At 60.6% G+C, this 26,166-nt stretch carries 15 protein-coding genes and 3 pseudogenes; 7 read left to right on the forward strand and 11 right to left on the reverse strand.

Going from position 1 to position 26,166, the window contains the following annotated elements; all coding sequences use genetic code 11:
* Nucleotides 1-2,465: 2,465 nt before the first annotated feature.
* The gene (locus IVB32_RS27540; RefSeq protein WP_198293420.1) at nt 2,466-3,005 is read left to right on the forward strand and encodes a hypothetical protein; all 540 of its coding nucleotides are present in this window, start codon (nt 2,466-2,468) and stop codon (nt 3,003-3,005) included.
* Between the two features lie 425 nt (nt 3,006-3,430).
* Here the strand turns inward: IVB32_RS27540 and IVB32_RS27545 are convergent, their stop codons facing one another.
* The gene (locus IVB32_RS27545; protein ID WP_157643159.1) at nt 3,431-3,757 is read right to left on the reverse strand and encodes a lipocalin-like domain-containing protein; all 327 of its coding nucleotides are present in this window, start codon (nt 3,755-3,757) and stop codon (nt 3,431-3,433) included.
* A gap of 775 nt (nt 3,758-4,532) precedes the next feature.
* Nucleotides 4,533-4,838: a phage integrase N-terminal SAM-like domain-containing protein gene (locus IVB32_RS27550; RefSeq protein WP_018460443.1), complete on the reverse strand. Its 306-nt coding sequence runs from the start codon at nt 4,836-4,838 to the stop codon at nt 4,533-4,535.
* Nucleotides 4,839-5,669: 831 nt separating this feature from the next.
* Between IVB32_RS27550 and IVB32_RS27555 the strand changes: the two genes are divergently transcribed.
* Nucleotides 5,670-6,680: a PAS domain-containing protein gene (locus IVB32_RS27555; protein ID WP_039801407.1), complete on the forward strand. Its 1,011-nt coding sequence runs from the start codon at nt 5,670-5,672 to the stop codon at nt 6,678-6,680.
* Nucleotides 6,681-6,750: 70 nt separating this feature from the next.
* Here IVB32_RS27555 and IVB32_RS27560 read toward each other — a convergent pair whose 3' ends face one another.
* Nucleotides 6,751-6,978, reverse strand: coding sequence for a hypothetical protein (locus tag IVB32_RS27560; protein ID WP_143273025.1), 228 nt, complete (start codon nt 6,976-6,978; stop codon nt 6,751-6,753).
* Nucleotides 6,979-7,097: 119 nt separating this feature from the next.
* Between IVB32_RS27560 and IVB32_RS27565 the strand changes: the two genes are divergently transcribed.
* Together IVB32_RS27565 and IVB32_RS27570 are read left to right on the forward strand one after the other, a co-directional pair.
* Nucleotides 7,098-9,206: a methyl-accepting chemotaxis protein gene (locus IVB32_RS27565; RefSeq protein WP_247367699.1), complete on the forward strand. Its 2,109-nt coding sequence runs from the start codon at nt 7,098-7,100 to the stop codon at nt 9,204-9,206.
* A 678-nt stretch (nt 9,207-9,884) separates the two neighbouring features.
* Entirely contained in the window at nt 9,885-10,079 is a 195-nt protein-coding gene (locus IVB32_RS27570) for a hypothetical protein (RefSeq protein WP_143273803.1), read from the forward strand.
* A 782-nt stretch (nt 10,080-10,861) separates the two neighbouring features.
* Here IVB32_RS27570 and IVB32_RS27580 read toward each other — a convergent pair.
* Together IVB32_RS27580 and IVB32_RS27585 are read right to left on the reverse strand one after the other, a co-directional pair.
* Nucleotides 10,862-13,261 carry an EAL domain-containing protein gene (locus IVB32_RS27580; RefSeq protein WP_026234031.1) on the reverse strand — a complete coding sequence of 800 codons (2,400 nt, stop codon included), beginning with the start codon at nt 13,259-13,261 and terminating at the stop codon, nt 10,862-10,864.
* An 846-nt stretch (nt 13,262-14,107) separates the two neighbouring features.
* Nucleotides 14,108-14,866: pseudogene (locus tag IVB32_RS27585) on the reverse strand (IS110 family transposase); the annotation flags it as partial.
* Between the two features lie 253 nt (nt 14,867-15,119).
* Between IVB32_RS27585 and IVB32_RS27590 the strand changes: the two are divergent.
* On the forward strand, nt 15,120-15,776 hold the full coding sequence (locus IVB32_RS27590) for a Crp/Fnr family transcriptional regulator (RefSeq protein WP_240543263.1): 657 nt from the start codon (nt 15,120-15,122) through the stop codon (nt 15,774-15,776).
* Between the two features lie 1,575 nt (nt 15,777-17,351).
* Here the strand turns inward: IVB32_RS27590 and ligD are convergent.
* From ligD to IVB32_RS27620, 5 genes and pseudogenes are all read right to left on the reverse strand, one after another.
* Nucleotides 17,352-19,169, reverse strand: coding sequence for a DNA ligase D (ligD, locus tag IVB32_RS27600; protein ID WP_018460435.1), 1,818 nt, complete (start codon nt 19,167-19,169; stop codon nt 17,352-17,354).
* 232 nt (nt 19,170-19,401) lie between these two features.
* Complete coding sequence (locus IVB32_RS27605) at nt 19,402-20,028, reverse strand: NYN domain-containing protein (protein ID WP_018460434.1); 627 nt, start codon at nt 20,026-20,028, stop codon at nt 19,402-19,404.
* 514 nt (nt 20,029-20,542) lie between these two features.
* A complete protein-coding gene (locus tag IVB32_RS27610; protein WP_051113081.1) occupies nt 20,543-20,920 on the reverse strand; it encodes an ATP-binding protein in 378 nt (125 codons plus the stop codon).
* On the reverse strand, nt 20,917-21,504 hold the full coding sequence (locus tag IVB32_RS27615; protein ID WP_051113080.1) for a histidine kinase dimerization/phosphoacceptor domain -containing protein: 588 nt from the start codon (nt 21,502-21,504) through the stop codon (nt 20,917-20,919). Before IVB32_RS27615 ends, IVB32_RS27610 begins: the two co-directional genes overlap by 4 nt.
* A gap of 91 nt (nt 21,505-21,595) precedes the next feature.
* A pseudogene (locus IVB32_RS27620) lies at nt 21,596-22,285 on the reverse strand (Hsp70 family protein); the annotation flags it as partial.
* Between the two features lie 73 nt (nt 22,286-22,358).
* On the opposite strand from IVB32_RS27620, the pseudogene IVB32_RS27625 reads away from it, so the two are divergent.
* Nucleotides 22,359-22,499 (forward strand): annotated as a pseudogene (locus IVB32_RS27625) (protein-L-isoaspartate O-methyltransferase); the annotation flags it as partial.
* A 1,498-nt stretch (nt 22,500-23,997) separates the two neighbouring features.
* Here the strand turns inward: IVB32_RS27625 and IVB32_RS27630 are convergent.
* Complete coding sequence (locus tag IVB32_RS27630) at nt 23,998-24,483, reverse strand: hypothetical protein (RefSeq protein ID WP_247411963.1); 486 nt, start codon at nt 24,481-24,483, stop codon at nt 23,998-24,000.
* A 57-nt stretch (nt 24,484-24,540) separates the two neighbouring features.
* On the opposite strand from IVB32_RS27630, the gene IVB32_RS27635 reads away from it, so the two are divergent.
* Complete coding sequence (locus IVB32_RS27635; RefSeq protein WP_247411966.1) at nt 24,541-26,019, forward strand: tyrosine-type recombinase/integrase; 1,479 nt, start codon at nt 24,541-24,543, stop codon at nt 26,017-26,019.
* Nucleotides 26,020-26,166: the final 147 nt, after the last annotated feature.

Genomic DNA, 26,166 nt, shown 5'->3' on the forward strand with positions numbered 1-26,166 from the left:
GCGAAGAGTGGAAGCAGTGCAACAAGCAGATGGTCCGCTGCAGCGCATTCACGAGAACCGGCGAGCCGTTCTAGAGCTCGACGCTTTGCGAAGCAGCGTCAACCTGGCCTGGCGTGCAGGCGGTTCAGTGGCGTGAATCTCTTCGCCTGATTATAGAGACGAGCAGGACATTGAACGGGCCACGGGCAGCTCGTGGGGCGAGATGCCGCGAGCCGCCTAAGAAGCTCCGCGCGTTATCCAGCCTCGCTCGCAGTGGATCGCAACCGTACACGGCTCTTCTGTGTTATTCCAATCGCCGGCAGTTTGCGTCTTTCGCGCTTCTTCAGCGAAACTGCCTCGGAGCAATTGCTATGAACATAAATCTCCGAAACGAACTCGCGAAGTTGTTGGATGACGTCCAAATAACGCCAGAAAATGTCGGACCTCAGCAGTTGGCTACCACTTCTCCCACAGGAATGCATGCGCGAAGGAGGCCGGTGACATAGGGACTGCTCTCAGCTGGCGCATGCGCTCTGGTTCCACTGGCGTTTAACGTGGCCGCTGTCCTCTCTCCTCACTAAAACGGTTGAGCAAAGAACCAAAGGCCGCCTCAGTTGGCGGCCTTTTTACAAGTAGGGTACGCCAGTTTACGTGAACGAAACCTCTGATCAGTAGCGCCGATAGTACCGATGGGCATAAGGCCGACGAACGACGACTACGCCGCGGCGATAGGCAGGACGATAGACCGGGCGGGTTCGGACGCATCCGTGCCGGCCGCAAACCAGAGCTACCGTCTCAACGTTCGCGATGTTTGATTGTCCCAACGGAGCAACGGGCATTGCCGATGCCGTTGCAATTGAGAATGCCGCCCCACCGAGAACGGTTATTGCGGCAAGTGTAAGTTTGTATTTCATCCATGCTACTCCGGCGGAGCCCATCCCCGCTGACCAACCTTAGACGTTCCTTCCTGAACCTCGGATGACCACGCCGCAGCTTTCGCGCGCGCCCTGGCTGGCTGTATGTTTCGGCACAATTGGGCCACGCGCGAGGGGTTGTTCTCTCGATCCTATCCGCCGGGCGGCCGCGCGGTGGCTCTGCGACATGGCTTGCCAATGAAGTTCACGCTGGCGCGCCGATCACCTCGTATTCGAAGCCGACGCCCTCCCGATCGTTCTCATCAATCCAAGCCTGCGCCACCTCCTCTGTAGCGAACCACTTTCGGCGGGGGCGAGGCGCGCCATTACAGATCCTCGCGCAAGGAGGATCTTGTGAATGCAGCGCGCGTCGCGCGGAACGGCCCCGACCCCTGCGCAAGCATGGCTCACCGGGGAAGGGGCGCCCCGGTCCCCATTGCGGAACGAACTCCAACCGAAACGGATATTCGGGTATTCGGGTCCGTAGGCGCCGGTTGGTTCCTAAGCCATAGGTCGATCTTGGGAGCCTCGTAAATTGTTCTAGAGTACTGCGATGGCTGGCAAGAGAACGTCCGAAAGAGAGTTCCTGCCCTCCTAAACCAAACAGGCGAGGTGGAGGCGCGGCAGGTTGTCCAAGAGCAAGTCTCGATCACCAGCCGGCGCTCGTCAAAGGTTCGAAAGTAAGATGAAACGAAGGCCGTCACAGTTGGCGGAGTCGTATTGTAGCTTCCGGCACTTGGGAACTGCCATGCGGTACGTTGCGTATGTGGTCGATTTATCCGGCGTTGCTCGGGCGGTTTATCAAGACAGTCCGACGGATGAAGGCGCCAGAACGCGAGCAGAGAAATTTCTCGATACGTACCCCGCCGTAGAGGTGTGGGATGGTCCTCGCAGAATTGCCCGGCTGGTGCGTGAGAGCTCGGGCTGACCGGTCGAGAAAAAGCGAGAGCTACGCCGGGTTGGTTCGGATCTGCTTACGATCATGAATTGACATTTCGCCGCGGCTCGTGGCTTCCAAAATCTTCATGGCGCGCAGGAACGAGCGGTTCGACTTTTAATTGTTGCCCAAGCAACCGTCCAGGTGCGGGAACCTCGTGGCATTAACATCGACGCGCGTGTTATGACGACTGTTCAAACGGCCTTGCTATTGCGGCCGCAGTGCACGCTCTGCACTAGATCGTGGGCGGTAATCGACACATCAAGCATCAGAGGGCACGGCGGATGTAACCGGCTCGACGATCTTAAGGGCCCGACGTGGAATGCGTCGGGGCCGTTTGTTAGGGCTCCATCTACACCGGCAGCCGCTCAGGGGCGCGAAGCGGAAATTATATCGCTTCGATCCGAGCGTTGCCGGTGGTCACCCCGAAGCAGACTTGACAAGTCGGACGAGTGCAAGGCTCTCTCTCTCTCTCTCTCTCTCTCTCTCTGCGAGTTAATCAGATAGCGTCGCAACGTCTGGCCGTGAGGGTTGACGATATTGGACCGCGATCGCTGTTAACCTTGGCCGCTTTTCGGCCAAATTGTTGTTTGTTGCTTGGTACTCGGGGCAGGACCTCATTTTGGAGCCCTGCAATGTTCAAGCAAGTATTTTCTGCGTGTCTCTTCGTTGTCCTCAGCTCGATCTGTTCGGAAGCAAGACCCTACCGCATCGGCCACGCGCCCGAATGCAACGTGATCATGCCATGTGACTTCTCGTCCGCGCAGACGCGCGGCGAACGAATTTCGCAATATTCACTGCAGGCGTATCGTCCCAAACAACTCGTAGTAACCGCAGCCAACAGCTTGGCGATGAGTGTCCCTGCTGAGAGCCGGATCGCCGGGGGTCGGCCGCCCGGCTGCCCGGCGGCATTCTGTGGTTGTGGCGCAGCGCTGCGCGTGTTTGGTCGTGTGGTGCCTGAACTAAACCTCGCAGCCAACTGGCTACGCTTTCCGCGTACGTCGCCGTCGCCCGGAATGGTCGCGGCACGCCGTGGGCACGTCTTCGTACTAGAACAGCATCTCAGAGGCGACATTTGGATGGCGTATGACGCCAACTCAGGCGGACACGCGACAAGGATGCACGCGCGATCGTTGCGCGGCTATACAGTTGTCAATCCACACGTTGCGGCCTGAAAGAGCGCGCGCCAGTTGGTGTACCGGTTTGTCGCTACCCGAACGTCAGCGCGTGTGCCCACGACCGCCGCCTGTGGCGCACTGGAAGGGACGGCCCCCGACCGCCAGCCCCCGTGTTGGTCGGGGCCGATTTTCGTCTGGTGCCCAACGCTCTGACACCATCTGACGAGAACCAGCCGGTTGGTTTTCCGGTTTTTTACAGAGTGGCGTTATGTCGCGTGCGATTGCCACCGTTCAAATTCGACTGGGGCGCCGCTACGCGCTTCCAAGTGGTTCGCAGCGTCATACCGTTTGGAGTTCAGGGATTGTCGAATTTTAGTTCGTCTGAGTTTAGCAAAGTAATCGTTCTTTTCTGATTGGGAATGGCGGCGACATTCGCGGAGGTGCTGGCTGCAAGGTTGACCATCATACCTTTTGTATTTTCGTCAACCGAGTATGTGCCGTAATAGGCAAATGCTTGACGCCACGATACTTTGCGCCTCCTCGGGCGTCGCCTTGGCTCGGTCATTAGCCGCAATCTTTGGAATTTCCGCGCGCGATTGGAAAAGCGAGAAATGGCCATCAACTGAGAAAATCATCACACCCTTTGGGGAAGGACCGAAGGGTTCGCCTATTTGGCCGTCGTCCATTTCACTGGTAACAGCGACTAGCGTCCACGCACCAACAAGCTGTTCCTTAGCCGACTTCTCTTGCGCGAATGCTGCGCCCGACAGGGCAAGCCCAAGCCCGATAGCAACAATGGCTTTGTTCATTATGTCCTCCACCACAAAATTTAATTGTTCAACTACGGTCACGTGAGATCAAGGTCGGCGTGAGCTTCGGGGTCAAAATCGGCGATGAAAACCCACACGATGCCATTCCGATCTAACCTGGACAGCGGGCCCACCCACAGACACAGACTAGCCGCAGTACCCACGTGCCAACCGCCAACCCAGCAGGAATGCCGGCTGATCTCCTACCCAGATGTGTGTCTCGGGATCATCGACCTGCGGCGGAGAGCGGGTCGGCCCACCCGTAAATTTCCCAAGTGCCGCGCCTGCCCCTGATCTGGTACGACGGCCCCAGCTCACCGGAATGAGGCGCATTCGGCCAAATGGATGATCTCGCAATGCTTCTCGCCGAGCTGGAGCGGTGCAAGGCAGAGTTCGAGCACCTGCAAACGGAGCTGAATTCCCCAAGGGGCGCCGGCCCAGTACAGCCAACAACGCTCCAAGATCTGGCGCGCCGGATGAGCGAGATCGCGGCCCGTCTTGAAGCTGCAACGCGCGCGATCTCAAAGGGACCTGCCAGCGGAATACATTGAGCAGTTCCGTAGCGCCCTAGCGAGCCGGCCATCTCCGGTTTGAAGCCAGAACGGACTTGTCCACTTCGCGGAGTACATGGTCTAGTTCGCCATTGGCCGTTGCTCAAGCACCGCAACTCTCCGGCTTGCGCAGGATCAAAACGGACAGCCCCGTTCTCACTAGCCTCACACCTAGCCGAACAACCTGCGGTTCAGTCTGCTGAGGTTATGGGCGCCCAATTGACCTACCCCGATGGAGCGCCGCGCCTGTTACGCCAGTACTCTCGCAATGGCATCCCGCAAGGTTTGCCGTGCGAACGGCTTGCGCAAATAGGCGACGCACCCGGCGTCCACCGCCTCAGGGCCTCGGTCAGATGCAGCTGGAACGCGCGCAGCTCTTCCGCCGTCGCACTGTCGGGGGGAGGGCTGAGGAAAACCCTAAGCCTCTTGACGGCGCGGATGTACTCGCGTTGCGTATCGGGTACGAACCTGCGCATGTTCATGTCGTCGAGCATGCGTTGGCGCAGCGGGCTGATGGGCTTCTCGCTCATTGGGGGCTCCTGTCTTGAGGTTGGAGTGCTTGACCCCTCGATCCTGCAGACGGAGCGCCCGCCCGTCACCTGTGCTCGTTCAAACGGTTACAGCGGTAGACGTGATCGGCGGACCGCGCCGCCAGCCCTCCCGCGAGAGCGGGTTCGTTCTTTGACCCGAAGCCGAAGTTATCAGTCAGCCTTTCATGCCATCCAGACCGGGATAATCTTTGTAAATGTTTTCCTGAAGCACGGAGTCTATTCCGAGAGATGATATCGCCGACCGATGTCCTCAATCTCAGAAACTCAGCTACTGGAGATTCTTGGGCGAGCGTGAGCGCCAGGGATAACTCTCCATGATCCGATCTACGTGCTGTTTAAATCGTGTGGCTGATTTCGCGTCCATAGACCATCTCGCGGCAACAGGGCCTGCCTGGTAAGAGGCCCCTCCAAATATCTAGAGCGCTACTCTACCGCTTGGCCCAAATGCGAAGTGCACGACGTCCGCTATTTGAGTCGCTATCGGGGGAAAAGAGGACGTCGCACACAATCCGCGGGTCTTACTGTGCTAGAAATCCGAATGCGACAACCAGTGCCACCATGCTCGAGAAAATCAGCAGTGCCGGAAGGGATTTTCGGGTCATTGGCCTCGTCGAATGGCGCGCAGCCGATTGGCCGGGTTGAGGTGTAGGCGGTCTCTAGGACCGCACGACGTTGCCCTCTCTCGTTGGCGTTGCCCGTGGAGAGACGTTCCACCGGCCTGCGACCGTATGGCCGGGTTCACTCAAACATCAGTGTTGAATTGTTCTGCAATTGAGAGTTGAATGTTTGTATTTGAGAACGGGGGTTAATTTGCTGCAGCTGGAGGCACATCTCGGTATATCCGATGTGCTTCGTTTGATTGAAGAAAAGCTGGGAGCAGGTGTCTGGCGCTGTGATGCAGCCGGCCAGATGCAATGGTCGCGTGGCTTTTTTAGGCTGCTCGGATTGGATCCGCATGCGGTGTCGCCGTCATACACCGAAATCCAACGAAGGATTCATCCGGACGATCGCGGTCCGACTCGCGGTCCCAGCGAGTTGATGATAGATCGGACGTTGCTCGACGGTGAATTTCGCATCATTCGGCCCAATGGCGCTTTGCGCTGGATTAACTGCCATACCGAAGTGCTACTGAATAGCGCAGGTGAGCCGGAATGTATTTTGGGGATCGCTCTCGACATTACAGCGCAACGTCGGTTGGTCCAGACGCTGCGAAGTGACGCCGAGCGCTACAGCGCTTTGACCCAGGTGGTAGGCGGTCTGCTGTGGATCGGTAGTTCCGACGGTCGAATCACGGCACTGCCGAATGGCGAGAAGACACCAGAGGCGCATCGGTTGCTTGGCAAAGGCTGGGCTGATCTTCTTCACGAAGACGAGCGTGAGGCGGCCTTGAGAAGCTGGACGGCCTCGGTCGAGACCGGACGGCGGTACAGCGTCGAGCATCGCCTGCGAGAGCCCGACAATACATATCGGTGGTATCATTGTACGGCCGTGCCTGTCACCAATGCGGACGGCAGCATCCAGGAATGGATGGGTCTCTCCATTGACGTGCATCAGGAAAAGCTCTCCGTTCAACACGCGGCAACATCGCAGCTTACGGGCGCGCAACTGCGCGCAGCCCGCGGCATCCTAAATTGGTCTGTGAAACAATTGGCCGCGCGAACGGGGATTTCGTCCGCCATCATTCGTCGGCTTGAAGAGTACGATGATGCTCCCCCAATGTCGGACGAGACGACGGAGATTCTTCGTCGCGTCTTTTCGGATGCGGGAATCGAGTTCTTGTTCCCGTCTGTCGGCGAGCCTGCAGTTCGGCCGCGACGATGATTTGAGACAAGTTGTCGCAAGCTGGCTATCTCACTTTCCATAGGTAGCTTTGGAAGGACCGTCTTGGGGCTCAGTTTTTGGGTTGCTCGCGCATTTCGCGGCCGGGCGAACCAAAAATTTGCGAAATGCGCCGAGCTAATTTCGTCATACGCGCTGAAGCAGCAATTTTTGCGCGCGTGAGGAAAATCAGGGTCGATTTCTTCTTAACCAACTCGCAGCCAATTGTCTTCACCATGGTCTGCACGCTCAAGTAGGGACGGGAAACCTGAGCTACTGTTTTATTATCGAGTGACCCCACGAGGGATCTTTTTGCCATCTGACCTAAAAGCCGCCGTCGGTTGCGGCGACTAAGCGCGTCACATCCAAATCCATTCTTGCCAATCTTTTTAAGGGTCCAATGACCCGCGGAGTGTTGCCATGCCCTTCAAACTCAAACTTCGGATTCGTGGCCGGCTGATTTCGGGATTTCTTTCCGTATGCGCGATCATCGCGCTTTCAGTCGGATACACCGTGTTTGCGGTCGGCGGGATTTCCACGACCGTCGATCGCATGGTGAACCTGCGGACACCCGTCGCGCTCGCGAGCACAGAGCTGGTCGGCAATCTCTATTCCACACTGGCGACATTGCGTGGCTATCTCTTGACCGGAAATCCGCAAGGCAAGCTAGATCGGGCCGCGATGTGGAAGGAAATGGATGCCACAGTTGCCGGCTTCGATGAGAAGGCGGTACATTTTACCAACCCGGAGAACAGCCGAAAATGGGCCGAGGCCAAGGCGCTGCTCGCAGAGTTCCGAGCTGCCCAAGACAAAGCCGAAGCCGTCGCGTTCACTTCCGATGCATATCCAGCGACAAAGCTACTTGTGACCGAAGCCGGTCCGCGCACCGAAACAATGTTTTCCGAGATCACCAAGATGATCAACGAGGAGGAGGGCCAGGAGGCGACGGCGGAGCGTAAGAGATTGCTGAAAGCAATGGCGGACACGCGCGGCAATTTTGCCGCTGCCACCGCTCAACTTCGCATGTACCTCCTGTCGGGCGAAAAGAACGACAAGGAGAAATTCTTCAAGCCGTGGGAGCTCTCTGAAAAAGGCTATACCGCCGTGAGTGCGAAGAAGGACCTGCTTACGCCGTCTCAGCTGCTCTCTTTCGAGAAGATCACGAAGGCGCGGGGCGAATTTGTTCTCCTTTACGAGAAGATGTTCGCGTTCCGGGAGTCAGCGGACTGGAATGCACCCGTGCATATTCTCATAACGGAAGCGGCGCCGCGCGCGGTGAAGATTCTCGATCTGCTCGACGGGCCGAAGGGCGCCGACGGCACCCGCTCTGGAGGCATCAAGACGAACCAGAACAGCATGCTTGCCGAGGAAAGCCATCAGGTGCAGACGAGCATATCCTTCCTGAGGCTGGTCCTGTGGGGCTTGCTTGCGGCAGGACTGGGCCTCGGGGCCGCCATTGCGCTGCTGACCGCTCGCGCGATCGCCCTCCCGATCCAGGGGATGACCGCCGCCATGGGCAGGCTCGCGAGCGGCGATACGTCGACCTCGATCCCAGGTGTCGGCCGCGCTGACGAGGTCGGCGAGATGGCCGAGGCGGTTCAGGTCTTCAAAGACAATATGTTCGAAACCGACCGGCTGCGGGCCGAACAGGCGCAATCAGAGGCCCGTGCGGCCGCCCAGCGCAAGACGGACATGCACCAGCTCGCTGGACGCTTTGAGGATGCGGTCGGAGAAATCATCCAGACGCTCTCATCATCCTCGACCGAGCTCGAAGCGGCGGCCAAGACCCTGAGCAGGACAGCCGAGAGCACCCAGCAGCGCTCTAGCATGGTCGTTGCGGCTTCCGAGGAAGCCTCGAGCAACGTTCAATCGGTTGCCTGCGCCACCGAAGAGATGAGCTCATCAGTCGTCGAAATCAGCCGCCAAGTGCAGGACGCAGCCAGGATTGCCGGCGCAGCGGTGGATCAGGCACAGAAAACCAACGTTCGCGTCAACAAGCTGTCACAGGCGGCAACTCGTATCGGCGACGTGGTCGAACTGATCAATACGATCGCGGGGCAGACCAACCTTTTGGCGCTGAACGCAACGATCGAAGCGGCGCGGGCCGGCGAGGCCGGACGCGGCTTCGCTGTCGTTGCCTCCGAAGTCAAGGCGCTCGCCGAACAGACTGCCAAGGCGACTGGGGAGATCAGCCACCAGATCGCCGATATACAGGCCGCCACCCAGGATTCCGTCGTCGCGATCAAGGAAATCAGCGGCACGATCGGTCGGATCTCAGAAATCTCTTCCGCCATTGCAGCCGCCGTGGAAGAACAGGGAATGGCTACGCAGGAGATATCGCGCAACGTCCAACAGGCCGCGCAAGGTACCCACGAGGTCGCCTCCAACATCACGGAGGTGCAGCAAGGGGCCACGGAAACCGGCTCTGCCTCTAGTCAGGTGCTTGCCTCGGCGCAAACGCTGTCGAACGACAGCGCGCGGCTAAAGACAGAGGTCGAGAAGTTCCTGATCACTGTGCGCGCAGCTTGAGGTGCTTCCATGACAAGTACCTCAACATCAGCGAGTCACGCTGGAAGTGTCCCAGCGAGGATCCGTGATGGAGCGTCCGAGCCGGTGGCTGCCAACATCATCCCGCTGCCATTTAGTCGAGAGCGATACCTGATCGTCCAGACCAGAACGGACTAAGTTGCTGCGACGGAAGGTCAATGTCGTTATCGAATGTCTTAGAGTTCTCAATGGCCTGCTTGAAGATGTGGATAACGGATCGATACGTGAGGAATTTCAGTCTCGGGTAGCGCGGCTGAACGAGCTGCTCGTGCTTCGGCTTGATCAGCTATCCGCCGCGGATCGCTTGCTGCAGGAGATGCTCCCTTATGCCTGACACGGGACGGATTGTACTGCAGCGCGTACGTTCGTCCTTCAATACTTCGAAGCAGGTGTCGGTGACCACGCAGCCACATCTTGTCCCGTCGCGCGGAATCGGCCGCACGACCGCTCTGACCCGTTACAGCAATAGCGGCGACGCGAGCGATCGATTAGCTAATGCGACGGTAGGTCCCGCGGTCGCGATATCTCCCTTCACCAATGCAAGCGGTGTGACCGATGTGCAACGAGCGCGTAGCTTCACCACAGCTATGTCGGCAACCGAACAATCCGGCTCACGAGTACGCGGTAGCATCCGCGCGACCAATTACTGAGGGCCTGCGGATGAACTTTTCAAGCTCGGAAGATCAGACGTTATTGTCTCTTTGGGAAAGTGTGCGGCGGCAAGTGTTGGCTGATCGCGCGAATGGCGGCCGCTCCCGCATTGTTGGTGACAATCTTCGCAACTATGCTGAGTTGCTCCGTTCGGAAATAGATCGGCGTGAGCTCAAGTACACCTCGATCAATTCAACTGAATGAAGAGGATGCTGCCGGGGGCACTCTAAAATGAGAGACATCCGTGAGCAGTTGGACAGACTCCGCAACGATGCCGCCGACTGCAAATCGATCAGCGATCTAGCCACTGATCTGCGAAAACGAGAATTGTTCGCGAGGCTTGCCGATCATCTGAGCGCGTTGGCTTCAGAGGTCGAACGCGCTACGGCTGTGACAGTCTCTGGCACCCCACCAGAGCTATCACCGCAACATCGGCAATGTTGGGATGCTGCAGCAGGCAGGTTTCGACCTCGGCCGGGTAAATATTCTCTCCGCCGCGGGATGTCCTCGAGGCGGCCCGTGACACGCAAGTAGCCGCGCTTATCCAGCGTCCCGAGGTCGCCCGTGCGCAGCCATCCGTCAGCCGTGATGGCCGGACGCGCATTCTCCGGCGCGTCGAGATAGCCGATTGTGGGTCTGATATCCACGGACTTGAATTACGCCCTAAGTGCCGGTCGGCAAAATACGAAGATCCATCGGAACCGCAACGCGCACTTCCGACGTTCCAGAGCGCTTTCCCGCGGTCCGGACGAACTCAGTCTCCGGATGTCGACGCTCGTCTGCGCGACAATCGGGCTGAGCTCGGTCTGACCGAAGACAGTAAGGACCGGAAGGTCGAGCGCTACCCTCACGCGGCGATGGATCTCGGGAGAGACCAGTGCACCTCAGACAACGCGACGTGCAGCGACGATCCCGACCGTCTCAGGCGTGCCCGCCGGACTTACCGCGCTGTGCCTCGGTGCCGCGATGGCATTCTGATAATTTCGTTAAGCCAACGCTCGGAGCCGCGGCCCTTCCAGCATCAGTGCCACGTCGCAGGCAGGCCGCGGCTTGCTGAACAGATAGCCCTGTGCCTGGGTGCAGCCCTCGCGCCGGAGCAACTCGAGCTGCGCGTCGTTCTCGACCCCTTCCGCGGTCGTGACGATGCCGAGGCTGCGGCCGAGGCCGGTCACGGCGCGGATGATCGCCATGGAATCGGCGCGGGTTGCCAGCTCGGAGACGAAAGAGCGGTCGATCTTGATCTTGTCGAAGGGGAAGCTGCGCAAATAGCTTAGCGACGAATAGCCGGTGCCGAAATCGTCGAGCGAGATACCCACGCCCATGGCGCGCAGCTCATGCAACGTGGTCAGCGTCGCCTCACCGTTTTGCAGCAGCACGGATTCAGTGATCTCCAGCTCGAGACGACGGGCTTCCAGTCCCGCCTCCTCCAGCGCCGCGGTCACGGATGCGATCAGGTTCGGACTCTTGAACTGCACCGGCGACAAATTGACGGCGACGTCAATATCGTCGGGCCAGGTCGCCGCGTCGGCGCAGGCGCTGCGCAGCACGAACTCGCCGAGCTGGATGATGAGACCTGTCTCCTCCGCCAATGGAATGAAGTTGATCGGCGCGATCAGGCCACGCTGCGGATGTGACCAGCGCAGCAACGCCTCGAAGGCGACGACGCGGTTGGTGGCGACGTCGCGGATCGGCTGGTAGTGCACCTCGAATTCGTTCCGTTGCAGCGCCGCGCGCAGATCCATTTCCAGCAGCCGCCGCGCCTGCGCGCGCGCATCCATGCCGGTCTCGAAGAAGCGATAGGTGCCGCGACCGTCCGCCTTGGCGCGGTACAGCGCAAGGTCTGCATTCTTCAACAGCTCGTCCGGATGGCTGCCGTCCTGCGGCGACAGCGAGATGCCGATCGAGACGCCGATCACGATCTGATGGTGGTCGATCTCGTAAGGCGCCGAGATCGCCTCGACGAGACGGCCGGCCAGGAACCTTGCAGCGGTTTCCTCGGAGCGCCCGATCAGGACCACGGCGAACTCGTCGCCGCCAAGCCGGGCCACGGTGTCGCTCTCGCCGACGGTCGCCTCCAATCTGCGCCCGACCTCCTTCAGCAAGGCATCACCGATGGGATGGCCGAGCGAGTCATTGATGTCCTTGAAGTGGTCAAGATCGAGGCAGAGAACGGCGAGTTGGTCGCCTGAATTGGTCCGGCGCAGCCCATGCTCGAGCTGCTCGTGGAATAGGATGCGGTTGGGCAGGCCGGTCAGCGCGTCGTGGCGGGCCATATGGGAGATCCTCGCCTGCGCCTCCAGCCACTCGGTGATGTCCTCGAAGGTCGCGACCCAGCCGCCACCCTGCATCGGCTGGTTGACGACCCGGATGGAGCGGCCGAACCTGGTCACGATGTCGGTCGTGGTGCGGCTCTCGCGCGCGTCGGCGACGAGGCGGGCGAAGAATTCGCCAGCATCGCCTTGCCACTGGCCCTTGGCCTGCTCCTCCCGCAGCACGTCGACCAGCAGCCGGCCGGTGAGCAGGATGTCGGTGCGGCCGAGCATCGCGGCATAACGCTCGTTGAACAGGATGATCTTGCCGTCCGCGTCGAACATGCAGAGCCCCTGCGACATGTTCTCGAGCGCCGTGTCCAGCACCCTCTGCTGGCGGCCCAATTCCCCCTTGGCCCGCCGATCGAGCAGCGCGGCGACCAATGCGATCACGATGATCGCAGCCGCAGCACTCGCGGTCAGAACCGACAGCGACGTCGGCGGGATCGACAGGCCGCTGATCGGCAGCGTCGGATCCGGCGTCAGCTGCACCGCGCCCATCGCCGTAAAATGATGCGAGACGATGGCGACCGTCAGCAGCACCGCAGCACCGAGCGTGCCGGACAAGTTGTCTCGCCGTTCAGCGACATGGAGCGCGAATGCGCCGAAAACCACCCCGAGCAGGATCGAAGCGGCCACCGTGCCCGTCGCCCAGCTGACGCGCGCAGGGATCTCGAGCGCCATCATGCCGGTATAGTGCATCGCCGCCACACCGCCGCCGACGATCGCCCCGCCAAGAGCGACGAGGCCCGGTCGCATGGTCGAGACCGCAACGCTCAAGCCAACAAAGGTGATGGCGATGGCGAAGATTAGCGACAACAGCGTCACCGGAACATTATAGGCGCCGCTGGCGCCCGGTCCGTAGGCCAGCATCGCGATGAAATGCGTCGCCCAGATGCCGCAGCCGGCAACGACTGCATCGAGCGCCAGCCACACCAGGCGGCCCGATCCTTGCGTCGCGCGCGCCCGGTGAAACAGGCTGATCGCAGCCGTACTTGCGAGCAGGCAGAGCGCGCCCCCAAGCGCGACCAGTCGCCAATCGTGTTCATCGGTCAGACAGTAGAGCACTTGATACATCAGCATCCCCCAAGGCCTGCGATCACCAGAGCGGGGAAGTGGTGGATTTTAGGTAACGAAGGAGGACCGGCTTGCCGGATGGTGAACAGAGGCTTCCAGAATCAACCATTCGTTGTCAGTCGAACGACATTCGTCAAACTTCTTTCAACGGGCGATGGGCTTTGCCTGGACAATCAATCTTGACGCGCAAGCAGCAGCGCCGGTTTGCAGAGGGGACGGCGCATCATTGTTACGAGCAGGCTCTCGTCCATGGTGCCTCGCAAATAGAACGGCCACCGCGGAGCAACGCGAAGGCCGCTGCTGGGTTGCCTAGAGCTGACAAGGGCGTTTCCAACCTCCACCCGAGGGGTGAAACGAACTGGATATTTCGGGTTATATTCGTCGCGCTCCGCCGAAGGGCGACAACATTTGGGATGTTGCCGAGAGGGCGCGGACGAATGGCAGAGTGCCGAAGGTACGCCGCAGAGAGTAACGCCACCTCAGTTGCCGGGCTCCTGCGCGATGGCGGAGAGTGCCCCGGCTTCAGCTTGGCTCTGAGGCGGATGGCCGGAGCCGCCTCCGCCGGCTCGGCGGCGGGCCGGCACGGATTAGCTTTCTGCTGATTTTCCATGTTCCCGTAGTACGTGAGATATTGCATACTTTTCCCGATTTGAGACTGCTGCTTTTCCCTTGAGGCTTTTGCAATGTCGAACAGAATAATCGAAGATGATCTGGAGATGCTGCGCCTGATCAAGGCATTCCAGAAAATAACTGACCAGGACACCCGGCGAATGATCCTTCTCTACGTCGAGGAGCAGCTCGAAAAGCGCCAAGCGAAGGTACCGGAAAGCCCTTCGCGCTAACGCGCCAGGCGCCGAAGTCGCGGCCTTTCGAGAACACGTCTCCAGTGCCGATGGCAGCCACCATCGCGCTCGAGATGATCGGGCCAATGCCGGGCACCGTCATCAGTCGCTCGCAGCTTTTGTCTTGACGGGGCAATGCTTCGATCTCGCTGGAGAGGTCCTCGATACGCTCATCCAGCCGGCGCCAGTCGCCCGCCAGATCCTCAATGATGCGCAACATGCGAGGCGAGAGCACATCGGTGCGCGTCGCGAGGATACTCGGCAACTCGGACCGCAGGCAGCGCAGGCCTTGCCGCACGGCGATGCCCCGCTCCAGCAGGAACGCACGGATCTGATTGATGACGCCGGTGCGCTGACCGACTAATCGCTCGCGCACGCGGTGCAGCGCATGCAGGTCGAGCTGGTCGGCGGTCTTGGTTGCGGCGAACTTCATGGTCGGGCGTTGGACCGCCTCGGCGATGGCTTCCGCATCTCGGAAGTCGTTCTTCTGTCCCTTCGAATAGGGGCGCACGTATTTCGCCGGCATCAAGCGGGCGTCGTGGCCAAGCGTTTGCAGCTTGCGACTGAGGTGATGCGCGCCGACGCAGGCCTCCATGCCGATCAAGCACGGCGGCAGGTTGGCGAGCCGGGTTTCCACCTGGCCGCGCGACCACTTCTGCCGCAGCACGATGCCGCCGCGCTGATTCTGGCCAATGATGTGGAACGAGTTCTTGCCGATATCGATGCCGATGACGGCGGGCGAAGCGTCGAGTTTCTGAGACATGGCGTGCTCCTTGTCTTGGGCGCCCTTGCCAGCTTCTCGTACCGCCAGGGCCGCAGCACGGCCGGACCATTCCATTAGCGGAAGTTCGAGCCGAGGCACGCGGAAAACAAATGGTCAGTAAATTGGAACCTGCCTCCTGGGCGAGGGTTTGAGCCGCGTTGTTTCTGCGTGCTTGAGAGGAATACCGGCGATTTCGCTCCAGAATGGCCTTGGGAATAGGCTGCTGGCGGCAACGCCGCCAGCGGACCTTAACTTGCTCGCGCCCTACACCCAGAAAACGTCGTTCGACCTTGATACTGTACTGGTGCGAACGGGAGATGAGTTCAAGCTGGTCTATTTCCCCCTCAGCGGGGCCATAGCGTTCCTAGTTGAAATGTCGGACGGACGCATTGTCGCGTCAACTCTCATGGGCTCGGAAGGGGCGGTCGGCGCTCTCTCCGTCCTAAGTCCCTCACGCTCCCCAGTCACAGCAACTGCCTACGTCCTTGGAGCCGCGCTCCAGGTCCCTGTTTCGCAATTGCAGCTTGCTTATGAGCAAAGCGACACGATCAGGCGTGTTCTACGGCTCCATCTCCGCACACAATTGTTGCAGCTTAACAACGCGGCAGCTTGCAACGCGGTGCATCCGGTGGAGTGCCGCATGGCTCGATGGTTGCTTGAGATTCACGACCACACCGCAGAGAGCGGAATCCAGCTAACGCATGAGGCGCTCGCACAACTTCTCGGGGTCCGCCGAACGACCGTGACGCTAACGATGGGCAGACTTCAGGCCGCGGGCGGCGTCTTATCGGACCGACGCGGAATGCTAGACATCGACCGAAGGCGGCTCGAGAAGATCGCTTGCGAGTGCTACGCCGTGATGCGACACAGAATCAAGCGCATGTATGACAAGGAGCTGGTGGCCGCCTGATCCGCGAAAGTGAGCCGCCGCTCTTTGTTTGACTGGACCTTCGTGCTTGCCTGCGGCTCAGTAACGGCCGACGGTCGCGGTCTAGCGGTAAGTAGCTCACGTTCACCACGCCCCGACAAGCATTAGACCGATAATGGTCAAACACGAGACGCAAGCCACCGTTACAGTGTAGCATTCTGGGGTGTTCATAGTTGCCTCCCGAGCTGTTGCCTGTCACTGCTGCGCCGGGAGAGGCCGCCTGTCTCGGGGCCGCTGTTCGGCACGCCTGTGACCGGTTCGGTGCGGTGTGTTGGTCCTGTCGTCGCTGCTGTGATCCGCAGGATTGTAATCCCACATGTCTGGAGCTTCAGGGCGTTCAGCTGGGATCAGAAGCTGCTTTCGCATTTCAGCGAGGCAGGCGCGGCAATATTCACGATAGAGCAGGTCGAATATGGCGGGCATCGTCACCCCCACCGTTTGAGTGTCAGTGTCAGATCTTTCCACCGCGATCTTCGCGTGATTGTAGCCACTTCAGACGGCTCTTCGATGTGAGCCCGTTCGCAGACTGCACCAGTTCCAAGCTCAACAGCCGATTGGTTGACCTGATTGTCTGCCCGAAAAAACAAAGTCACGCTAACACAGACTATAGCAACTCATTGTTTCAGGAAAACTTCGTCAAACAACTCCAGGGCGCCGAACGCCAACGAAAATCCAACCACAGCGCGAATAACTTTACCACTGAGTGAGAGCAACATTCGTTGCAAGCCGACCGAGTATGAGGACAGCATTCTTCCACGCGTTGGCCGACGGCGGCTTCGTAGCCAGCGGCACGCGTGACGCCGCGCTCACCACCGCCTCGGCAGAAGTGAAGTGTATCAGCGGCTGGTCCGGCGTGGCGACGTCGTTTTCCGACGTGAGCCGGTGCTATGCCGGGCAGGGCGTCGTTCCTCGACTTCCGGTGTTGGCCCATCTGCGACCTCGGAGCCCACCCGCTCTTTGGCCGATGTTGGCGGCAAACCGGACATCAGGCGGCCGCCGCTTCATGAGTACGTGCCCTAGTACGGCGCCGGCGAAATAGTTTGAGCTTGTGCATGTGAAACTTGGGGCGTGCCGATTACGGCCGATTGCGGCACGTGCAATGGGACACCGGCCCCGGCTGTTTCTCCCAACCTGGCTGGGGCCTACGCGCCCTTCAGAAAACTGTCAGCACTGTTGGCTGTTTATTTCGAGCGACGCCGTAACGCAGTTCGCTATATGGTTTCGTTCCCGTTTTTTACATCACCGACTGCCGGGCGATCATAAGAAAGCTGCTCCGCAAGTTTATGCTTTGGACTTTGCCGTCGTCGCCGGGTGTTCCGGGATTTTTGTATGAAATACATATTCATCGCGGTCGGCTGCTGGCTGCTGCTGAACCTGCTCTACATTCTCATAGTCACTCCGCCACGTAGGTCGCTCTGGCCTAGACAGCTCGCTCGCACCATTGCTGCGGTCAAGCGACTCATGCAACGCGGACGGCAGCCACCTACCTGAAGGGAGTGAACTTGGGAGTTTTGTGGCGCCATTCCACCCATAGATCGAATGCATCCGACATACGGCTCACCTCCTTGGCTTGACGCGAAATGGACTGTCGATGGAGAAGGCGTCCGGCGCGATCCCGCTCTCGATGCGCTTCCAGGTCACGGGCGCTGCGATCGGAAATCCCTCGCGCGCTCGCGGGGAATAGGTGCCGATCGCCGTCGTCCCGCGGCCATTGCGCAGATAATCGAGGAAGATGCGGCCGCGACGTTTTGATTGCGCAGACAGAAGGTAGCGGTCTGGATGACGCGCTGCGAGCGCGGAGACGAGCTGATGCGCGATCCGATGCGCCTTGTCGTGCAGCATCGGCTGAGCCAGTGGCGCCATCAGATGAATTCCTTTGCCGCCCGTGAGCTTGGGCCAGGTCTCGAAACCCTCGCACTTCATCAGCGTGCGCAGATCGAGCGCGGTCTCCACGACGGCCTCCCAGCCGACGCCCTCGCCGGGATCGAGATCGATCACGATACGGTCGGCATGTTCGAAGTCCTCGACGGTCGCATTCCACGGGTGCAGCTCGACAGCGCCGATCTCGACGAGACCAAAGAGGCCATCGAGGCTGTCGACCCACAGGCGCGTTCCCTGGCCGCCCTCCCGCTTCTGAATACGAAGCTGGTGCACGGCCGCCGGAATGTCCTTCGGCAGCGGCCCCTTGTGGTAGAAGGTGGTGCCTTGCACGTGGCGCACCAGCTTGAGCGGGCGATGGCCGAGGTGCGGGAGGGCCTTCTTCCACACCCTGCGCCAGTAGTCGGCGAGTTCTTCTTTGGACGGTGCAACGGCTTCGGGCAGAAGCTGCAGGATGTTCTCTCTGGGGACGCCGAGCTTCGGGCGGCCGGCCGCGCAGGGCACGAGGCGCGGCGCCTTGACCTTGCGCACCGCAAGATCATCGCGAAAGCCTTTGAACACGGCCTCGCGAAGCAGGCCATCATCGGTAAGCGCGCCATACCGGACCTCGATTTCGAGGATCGGATCGACCCAGGTCGCCTTCGGCTTTTTGACTGGCACGTCCAGGGGAGACGTCTTGCGGATCAACGGATCGAGCCGCTCGCGCAATTCGCGCGCGGTCGTCTCGGTGTAGCCGGTCCGCACCTTGCCGGCATAGAGCAGCTTGCCGTTCTCGCGCCGGCCGACGTAAAGCGAGGCCACTTTCCGGGGGCGCGCCCCTAACTTCTCCACGAACGCGACGATCGGAAAGGCGTCGCTCTTCTTGCACTTGAGCTTGATCCAGCTCTCCTGTCGGCCCGAGCGATAGGGCTCGCCGAGCCGCTTGCCGATCAGGCCTTCCAGCCCCAGCTGGCACCCTTTTTCGAAGATTACGTTGCCGTCGCCCGCAAGCGCCTCGACGTACATGAACGTCTCGGGCGCGTCCTTCAGAAGCCGCTGCAGCAACCGCTTGCGCTCTTCGTACACGACGCCACGCAGGTCATAGCCGTCGAGGTACAAGAGATCGAAGGCGTGATAGCGCACGCGCTCGCTTTGCTTCGGGCCGAGCTCTCGCCTGAGCTGCTGGAAATCCGGCAGGCCGCCACTGCCGTACACCACGGCCTCGCCGTCGATGACCAAGCTGTTTGCTTTGAGTTTGGCCGCGCCCACCGCGATCGAGGAGAACTGTTCCGTCCAGTCCAGGCCGGTCTTCGAATAGACCTTGGCGTCCTCATCTCCCCGGTGCAGTTGAGCGCGGTAGCCGTCGGCCTTGATCTCGTAGACCCAGTCCTTGCCGCGCGGCGGATTCTCGCGCAGCGTGGGATCACACGGCTCGATGTAACCAGGAATCGCAACTTTGGTGGCGCCATGGACACGCGATACTCCCCAACGAGACTGACGCAACGCCACGGCACACATGGCGATTCAACGCCGTCGCGCTGATTCGTTCCGTTCCGCGGAGGCCGCTTGACGGCCTCGCCAGCGCGGCAGGTCGAGGAGGCCAAATCCGACGAAACCGGGTGGTCGCGCTACGTCTGCACCAGGATATTCCACTTGCGCGTCGGTCTCCCGACAGGAGCACCGGGCCTTCGGCGGAGCTCATGATCGTACCGGCAGGCCGAACCCGCGCCCCGAGCAGGTGCGCTCGATGTTACGGGATGAGTTCGTCGGGCTCTGGACGCGGCGCCGCCGTGTCGGCGCGCAGCGGCGGGCCACGAACATCGCCGCGCTCGCGGGGTGGTGGGCGCGTGGACAGGTCCCGGCCGATCGCGGCTCGCAGCTCCATCAGGTCGGTGAACACGTCCGCCTGCCGCCGGAGTTCGTCCGCGATCATCGGCGGCTGGGTCGCCATGGTCGACACCACGCTCACCCGTACGCCTCGGCGCTGCACCGCCTCCACCAGCGAACGGAAAGTGCCGTCGCCCGAAAACAGAACCATTTCGTCGACGTCGCCGGCCATCTCCATGGCATGCACCGCGAGTTCGACGTCCATATTGCCTTTGACCTTGCGCCGTCCGAACGAGTCGACGAACTCCTTTGTCGGTTTGGTCACGACGGTGTAGCCGTTGTAGTCAAGCCAATCGAGCAACGGCCGGATCGAGGAGAATTCCTGATCCTCGATGACAGCCGAGTAGTAGAAGGCGCGGAGCAGGATACCTCGGCTCTGGAATTCCTGCAGAAGGCGCTTGTAGTCGATGTCGAAGCCAAGGCTTCGGGAGGTGGCATGAAGATTGGCGCCATCGATGAACAGGGCAATCTTGCTGGGCGAGGACGACATGTTGGCAGGCCCGAATGATCCCGGCGGAAGCACCGCTCCCGCTTGGCGGATGGTTTGCTCAAAGATGGAGTTTGGGCACGGGGCGGCCTTGGCCCGCCGCTCACTCGCATTCTGCGTTGCGGCAAGAACGTGAGCTCCGACGGAGCAAGGCTATATCCAAGAATTCGAGCTTTCAAATCCTTTTTCATGAACAGTTGAACCAGGAGCCTGCTGCAAAGACAATGCAGTAGGGGACGCCGTGAATGCCGCACGAATTGCCGCTCTTCGAAATCCACCTCAGGCGGCGCCGCCGGGCATGCAGATGGTGTCTCTGCACGACTGATGGGCAAACCATCATGCAAGGCTCGGAAGCCAACCGGCCGGCTGCCCGGTACCAGGCCAATCGGGCGCTCTTTCTGATGCTGCTCGCTTCCGGGAGTCGCTCGGCAGGCCGCGAAGACCCGTCGCGGAGTCGCTCGCGCCGAAGCGCCTGATCACCCGGGAAATTGCCCGCAAGCGGGCCGACAGCTCGTTATCACGCAATCGCCCGTCGAGCGACGTTCATCGTCACTTGAACGCCCTTGTTCGGCGCGGACTCGACCTTGAAGTCCGGTTTCGCGTTTTCCCTCAAGGTCTGCACGATCAGCGCGCCGATCTTTCCCGGGATCGGCCATGTAATGCCCTCAGGCAACCCGACTCCGTCGTCCGCGATGACCACGCGATACCGGTCTTCGCTCTGGCGCAGACATTCGATCGTGATCACGCCGTGGCCGCGGCCTTCGAAGGCATATTTGAAGGAGTTGGTCAGCACCTCGTTCACAACGAGCCCCACCGACCGCGCGGTGTTGACCGAAACCGGGGCATACTCCGTCTTCTGCTCGAGCCGAATTCCCTGGACGGCGCAGGTGTTCATGACCGCGGCGGCGATCTGGCTGAGGTAATGGCCCAGATCGACCTCGTCGCCGGCGGCCTCGTTCGACAGGCCTGATAGGGCAGATGCAGGGATTCGATGCGGCCGGCCAGCGTGTGCAAGTCGACCCTCTCGCCCCGTCTTTCGTTGCGTGCTTCGAGCCGTATGAGGGCGACGATCAACTGAAGATTGTTCTTCACGCGGTGCTGCAGCTCGCGCAGCAGGATGTCCTTGTCGCGGATCCGGCGCGCATACTCCTCACGCTCGGCACGCGCCCTGTCGGTGATGTCGATCAGCGCCGCGATGCGATAGTTCTCGGTCCCGTCCTCGTTTTGAATGAGACCGGAGAAGGCCTCGACCAGGAGCGGTCTAGGCCGCTCCGCCCGGAAGGTGCCGAGAAACTCTCCTCCGTCCTTCAGCACGGCCAGATCCAGCGAGACGTTCGGATCGCTTTCGTCCGTGAACCCGGCCAGGATCGACCAGCCCTTGCCGGCGCAGTCTTTCGCGTCCTGGCCGAAGAGCGTTTCGAATTCCTTGTTCGCGTAGCAGATGCGCTGGTCGCCGCGGAAGAATTTCGAGACTGGCATCCTGCTCGATGGACGGCGCATTGGTATGATGCGCTCATCGTCAACATGGCCCTACCACCCTGCTGGACGTCTTCGAGGGCCACAGCATCTCGGGTGGAATTCCTACGAGGTCGAATTGCCCCAACAGCTTGTTGTCGGCCGCCAGCTCGCGTTCGCCCTGGAACACACGTACCGTGACGGCATTCTGATTGTCCTCTGCCGTCGAGAACACCTGGCTGCGTTTTGCGGGAATTGTGGTGTTGCGGTTGATCAGCTTCGTCATCACGCCGCCGAGCGTCTCGATACCCAGGGACAGGGGAGTGACGTCGAGCAGCAGCACGTCCTTCACGTCACCCTGCAGCACGCCGGCTTGAATGGCGGCCCCGATGGCCACGACCTCGTCGGGGTTGACGCCCTTATGCGGCTCGCGCCCGAACAAGGCCTGGACGGTCTCCTGCACCTTGGGCATGCGGGTCTGGCCGCCAACCAGCACGACTTCATCGATCTGACCAGGCTCCAGACCGGCGTCCTTCAGGGCAGCCCGGCATGGTGGAATGGTTTTCTGGATGAGGTCGTCGACGATCGCCTCCAGCTTGGCTCGCGTCAGCCTGATGTTGAGGTGCTTGGGTCCGTGCTGGTCCGCGGTGATGAACGGGAGATTGACATCTGTCTCTGTGCTACTCGACAGCTCGATTTTGGCCTTCTCCGCAGCGTCCTTGAGACGCTGTAACGCCAGGCGGTCGTTCCGCAGCTCGATGCCACTTTCTTTCCTGAATTCATCTGCGAGGTAATCGATAATGCGCTTGACGCCCCTGTGCTGGAACTCCTCGATCTCTTGCTCGCGGCACGAGCGGCATCGGCCTCGCCGGCGCGATGAGGACGGCGCGCCGCCGATCGCGCACGCCCAGACTGTCTCCCAGCCCTACATTGTCGCGCTGATGACCGAAGCGGCCGCACTGAAGTCCACGGACAAGGTGCTCGAAATTGGAACCGGTTCAGGCGCGCGGAGCTCAGTGAACTGCGCGGATCGGACGGCGGACGGGCTTCCGCATCACGCAGCCCGTGCACTTTCTCCGGGTCTTGCAGAGCATACGGTCGGAAGCTTGGACAAGGGAGCCGTGCCGCCGTCGAGATCGATCAGCGCATCAATGGCCTCATTGAGCTCCGAGGCCGCATCCGACTGCATGCCTTGCTTCGCGGACGCTACGAGGCGGTATGCGTCTAACGCCCACCGGCGGAGCAGATCTCGCTTCTGCTCCTCGCATAATGTCGGGTCGCGCAGAACCTCGCTCGGTCGCGTATAGCGATCGCAAGTTCGACCTGCACGCTCTCCTCGGCCGCTAGGCCTTTTGCGGCCGCAGGTTGAGGTGGCTTTCTGGCGACGGCACTCGCCGAAGCGCGTAGCGCGTCTTGCCGGTCGCCACACCCACTGCCGGATTGTCTGACATTTGGGATCTTGTTCGGCATAGAATCCTCCCGATACAGCGGGAGCAGGGGTCAAATGGTATCAGTCCCAATACACCTCCAATGGCGTTGCGCCGCTGGGTGTCTGAGCCAAACGCCGGCGAAGGGCGACAAGCAACTAGTGAGCAGCCAAGGAATTTCAAGAAGGACACCAAGCCTCATTACTCCACAAGATTTCCGAAGCCTGAGGAGTTTGCCTGCAGAAACTTCTCGGGAGCGGGTTGGCTATGCCGTCAGCCGCCGTGCCTTTTGGATGAGCAACTGCCGCAGGCGTTGAGGGTCAGGCATCCCCACAGGTCCGTCGTCCCCAACATGATTGGGCTGCCATCCAGGACCTCTGAGGGCGCGTCCGCAGCGAGCGGCCCCTTCAGCCGCCGTGCGGCGGAGCCGTCTGCGAGTTGGCCCCGAATCCACCTAGGATCACGCGGGGGCGGGCGCCCCCTGCGCACCGGCAAATGATGGGTCCGCGATCCAGCCAAAGGTCACTCCTCATACTCTTGAATCGGTGTCGCCGTAGGCGGGTGCTCGCCGACGCCCCCGTTACTACCCCAACTTGTATCGTTGTGTTGGGCAAGAGCGAAACGCCCGGGCGGCCGGCAGGCACGGCGAGGATCGCAGGATACGTGAGGTGTAACTTAGCGTGCGATAAATTCGCATCTAGAATTTGCGCGGGTTGTCGTTCTAGGTCCTCGTTTGTCTCAGCCACAACACACAGTTCGTACGCGCGGTGCCGATTACTGTTCTCGGCCACGAATTCGGATCGGAGTCCGAGTCCCTCCCGCCATGCCAGATTGAACAGCCGACGGCATTAGGGACGACAAGGTGGGTGCAACGGACCAAGACAATCGATTGGCGGCGCGTCTTGCGCATTGTCTCACGGACGTGTATTACAGCCTCAGCAAGGCAGCGTGAAAAGCACGATTTTTCATAGGGTTACGTAGGAGTCTTCGGAGGTTCGATCCCTCCCGCCCCAGCCAGGAGCCCCGCTTCCCCTGAAATTCCTGACGAAACCGGCCTGGCTGGGGCGCTGCTGCACAGCGCTGCGACACATCACTGCTGCACAGGGTGTCGCTCGCAATGGCTTTCCACATCTTTCGGCGCGAAGCCGTCTACTACTGGCGCCGCCGAACCCCCCGAGCGCTTGCCATTCGCTATGGCCACCCGCATGTTTCTATGAGCCTTCGGACGACGAGCCGCGCTGTCGCCCGTCGCCTGGCCAACCAGCTCAACCTGACCTTGGACGATGTTGCGATGCTCGCCGACGGCCCCGACCCGCATCTGACGAAGTCTCAAATCGAGACAATGCTCCATGCCGTCGTCGACGGGCATCTGGCCAAGCTCGACCGTGTCGCCTTCGCGGCCAAGAGCTCGCCCGGGTTTGATCTCGGGCAGGCGAGAGCCGACGACTGGAGGGCCTATTGGGCCTACGCGCTGTTGGACGCCCAGGGCGTCACTGCCGTGGTGCGCGAGGAAGATCGCGAGCGCATGACCGCCGGCGGGCTCTCCGAAGCCGACATCGGGGCCGTCCAGGACCACTTGGCCATGCTCCGCGTCAACGACCTCGTCCCGACGAAGCACTACATCCTGCGGGGCATGATCGAGGGCGTGGCCGCCACGCCGACCGCCATGAATCTTGCTGTGGCCCAGGGGACCTATCTTCGGGGGATGAAGCTGGCGCTGGCCCAGTCCGACCGGCGCTACGGTGGTGTGAGGATCGAGGATGACGGACTGGTGGATCGCATGATGCTCGGAAAGAGCGATCCACCGAAGCCGCCTCCGTCTATCGTGAATCGTCCGGTGGCTCGTCCCACCGATCCACCGGAGGTCGACGCTCCGACGATCCCGCAGTTCATTCCCATGGCCGAGTTCGCGCAATTGGCGGATCGCGTTGCCCAGCAGAATCGCGCGGACGAACACTGGGACGACAAGACGCAACGGCAGGCCAAGAGCATCGCAAACTTGTTTGTCAAGTTCATGGTTCAGGATCAGCGCATTCTCGATCTCAGCCTGCTGCGCCAGGAACACGTCGGCAAGTTCGTCGATTTCCTCCGCTTCGACATCTACAAACACTACGGCAAATCGGCGCGTGATGAGCAACTGACGATCGAGCAGCTTCGCGAGAAGGGGCGATCCGTCGTGCAGGCCAAGCGCGGGATCAGCGGCGGTACGATCAATCGCCATGCGACCTTCCTTGGCCAGATCTTCGACCACGCCACGGCGCGCGGCGTGAAGAGCCTGGAAGCGATCGATCTGACCAAGCTGCGTGCAAAGAACCGCAGCAAGAACAAGCGCGCTCGCGACGAGAGGCGCAAGCTGCCCATCGACAGCGCGAAAGCGATCTTCCAGACGCCGCCGTTCATCAACTGCGCCGGCTGGGACGATCTCGGGAAGTGGGGCGAGCAGGGGGCCGCCCAGATCTTCCACTGTGCGCTCTATTTCGTTCCGATCCTCATCTACTACTCGGGGGCGAGGCGCGAGGAGCTTTGCGGCGCGATGGTGGACGATATCATCTTCGATCGCGAGGGGTGCAAACCGTACATCCACATCGCGGCCAACGAGCAGCGGCGCATCAAGAACCCCCAATCGAAACGAAACATTCCCCTCCATCCGGAGCTGATCCGGTTGGGTTTCCTCGACTATGTCAGGAAGATCAGGGCGCTCGGATACAAGCTGCTCTTCCCCGACCTGTACTCTCCCAGCAGCCGGTCGCCGCTCGGCAACCGCTTCTACAAACTGTTCAAGCCGATCCTCGCGGAAGCCAAAATCACCGAAGAGGGGCTGGGCGCGCATGCCGTGCGCCATCTCTTCGGCGCGCAATTGAAGAAGAAGCTGCTGACGAAAGAGGACCGCGCGGATCTCCTCGGGCACGGCGGCGACAGCGAAACCAGCGAGCGCTACTGCGAGCCCCATGAACTCGACACCTTGTTCGAGTTCATCATGAAGCTGGAGGTGCTCACCGGCCATCTCGAGCCACAGACCATCAACATTATCCCTTGGGTCGAGAGAATGGAGATTGCGCCGTTTTCACAGCCATCGCGTGCAAAACATTTGGCACAAGCAGCCGATGGTTAGACCACCGGAATCATAATCCTGGGGTCGGGGGTTCGAGTCCCTCTCCCGCTACCATTGAAATATTGTCCGGCCCGAAGACATGGGTAACGGAACGTACCTAAGACATGGGTGACAGCCTCGTGCCGAACGGGTTGTCGAGAGGTTGCA

The sequence above is a fragment of the Bradyrhizobium sp. 23 genome, assembly GCF_023073295.1.
Taxonomy (GTDB): domain Bacteria; phylum Pseudomonadota; class Alphaproteobacteria; order Rhizobiales; family Xanthobacteraceae; genus Bradyrhizobium; species Bradyrhizobium canariense_D.

Coding starts and splice junctions, on each gene's coding strand:
- IVB32_RS27540 (WP_198293420.1), top strand. CDS start 2,466: ATGTTCAAGCAAGTATTTTCTGCGTGTCTCTTCGTTGTCCTCAGCTCG.
- IVB32_RS27545 (WP_157643159.1), bottom strand. CDS start 3,757: ATGAACAAAGCCATTGTTGCTATCGGGCTTGGGCTTGCCCTGTCGGGC.
- IVB32_RS27550 (WP_018460443.1), bottom strand. CDS start 4,838: ATGAGCGAGAAGCCCATCAGCCCGCTGCGCCAACGCATGCTCGACGAC.
- IVB32_RS27565 (WP_247367699.1), top strand. CDS start 7,098: ATGCCCTTCAAACTCAAACTTCGGATTCGTGGCCGGCTGATTTCGGGA.
- IVB32_RS27570 (WP_143273803.1), top strand. CDS start 9,885: ATGAACTTTTCAAGCTCGGAAGATCAGACGTTATTGTCTCTTTGGGAA.
- IVB32_RS27580 (WP_026234031.1), bottom strand. CDS start 13,261: ATGTATCAAGTGCTCTACTGTCTGACCGATGAACACGATTGGCGACTG.
- ligD (WP_018460435.1), bottom strand. CDS start 19,169: ATGTGTGCCGTGGCGTTGCGTCAGTCTCGTTGGGGAGTATCGCGTGTC.
- IVB32_RS27605 (WP_018460434.1), bottom strand. CDS start 20,028: ATGTCGTCCTCGCCCAGCAAGATTGCCCTGTTCATCGATGGCGCCAAT.
- IVB32_RS27610 (WP_051113081.1), bottom strand. CDS start 20,920: ATGAACACCTGCGCCGTCCAGGGAATTCGGCTCGAGCAGAAGACGGAG.
- IVB32_RS27615 (WP_051113080.1), bottom strand. CDS start 21,504: ATGCCAGTCTCGAAATTCTTCCGCGGCGACCAGCGCATCTGCTACGCG.
- IVB32_RS27635 (WP_247411966.1), top strand. CDS start 24,541: ATGATCGAGGGCGTGGCCGCCACGCCGACCGCCATGAATCTTGCTGTG.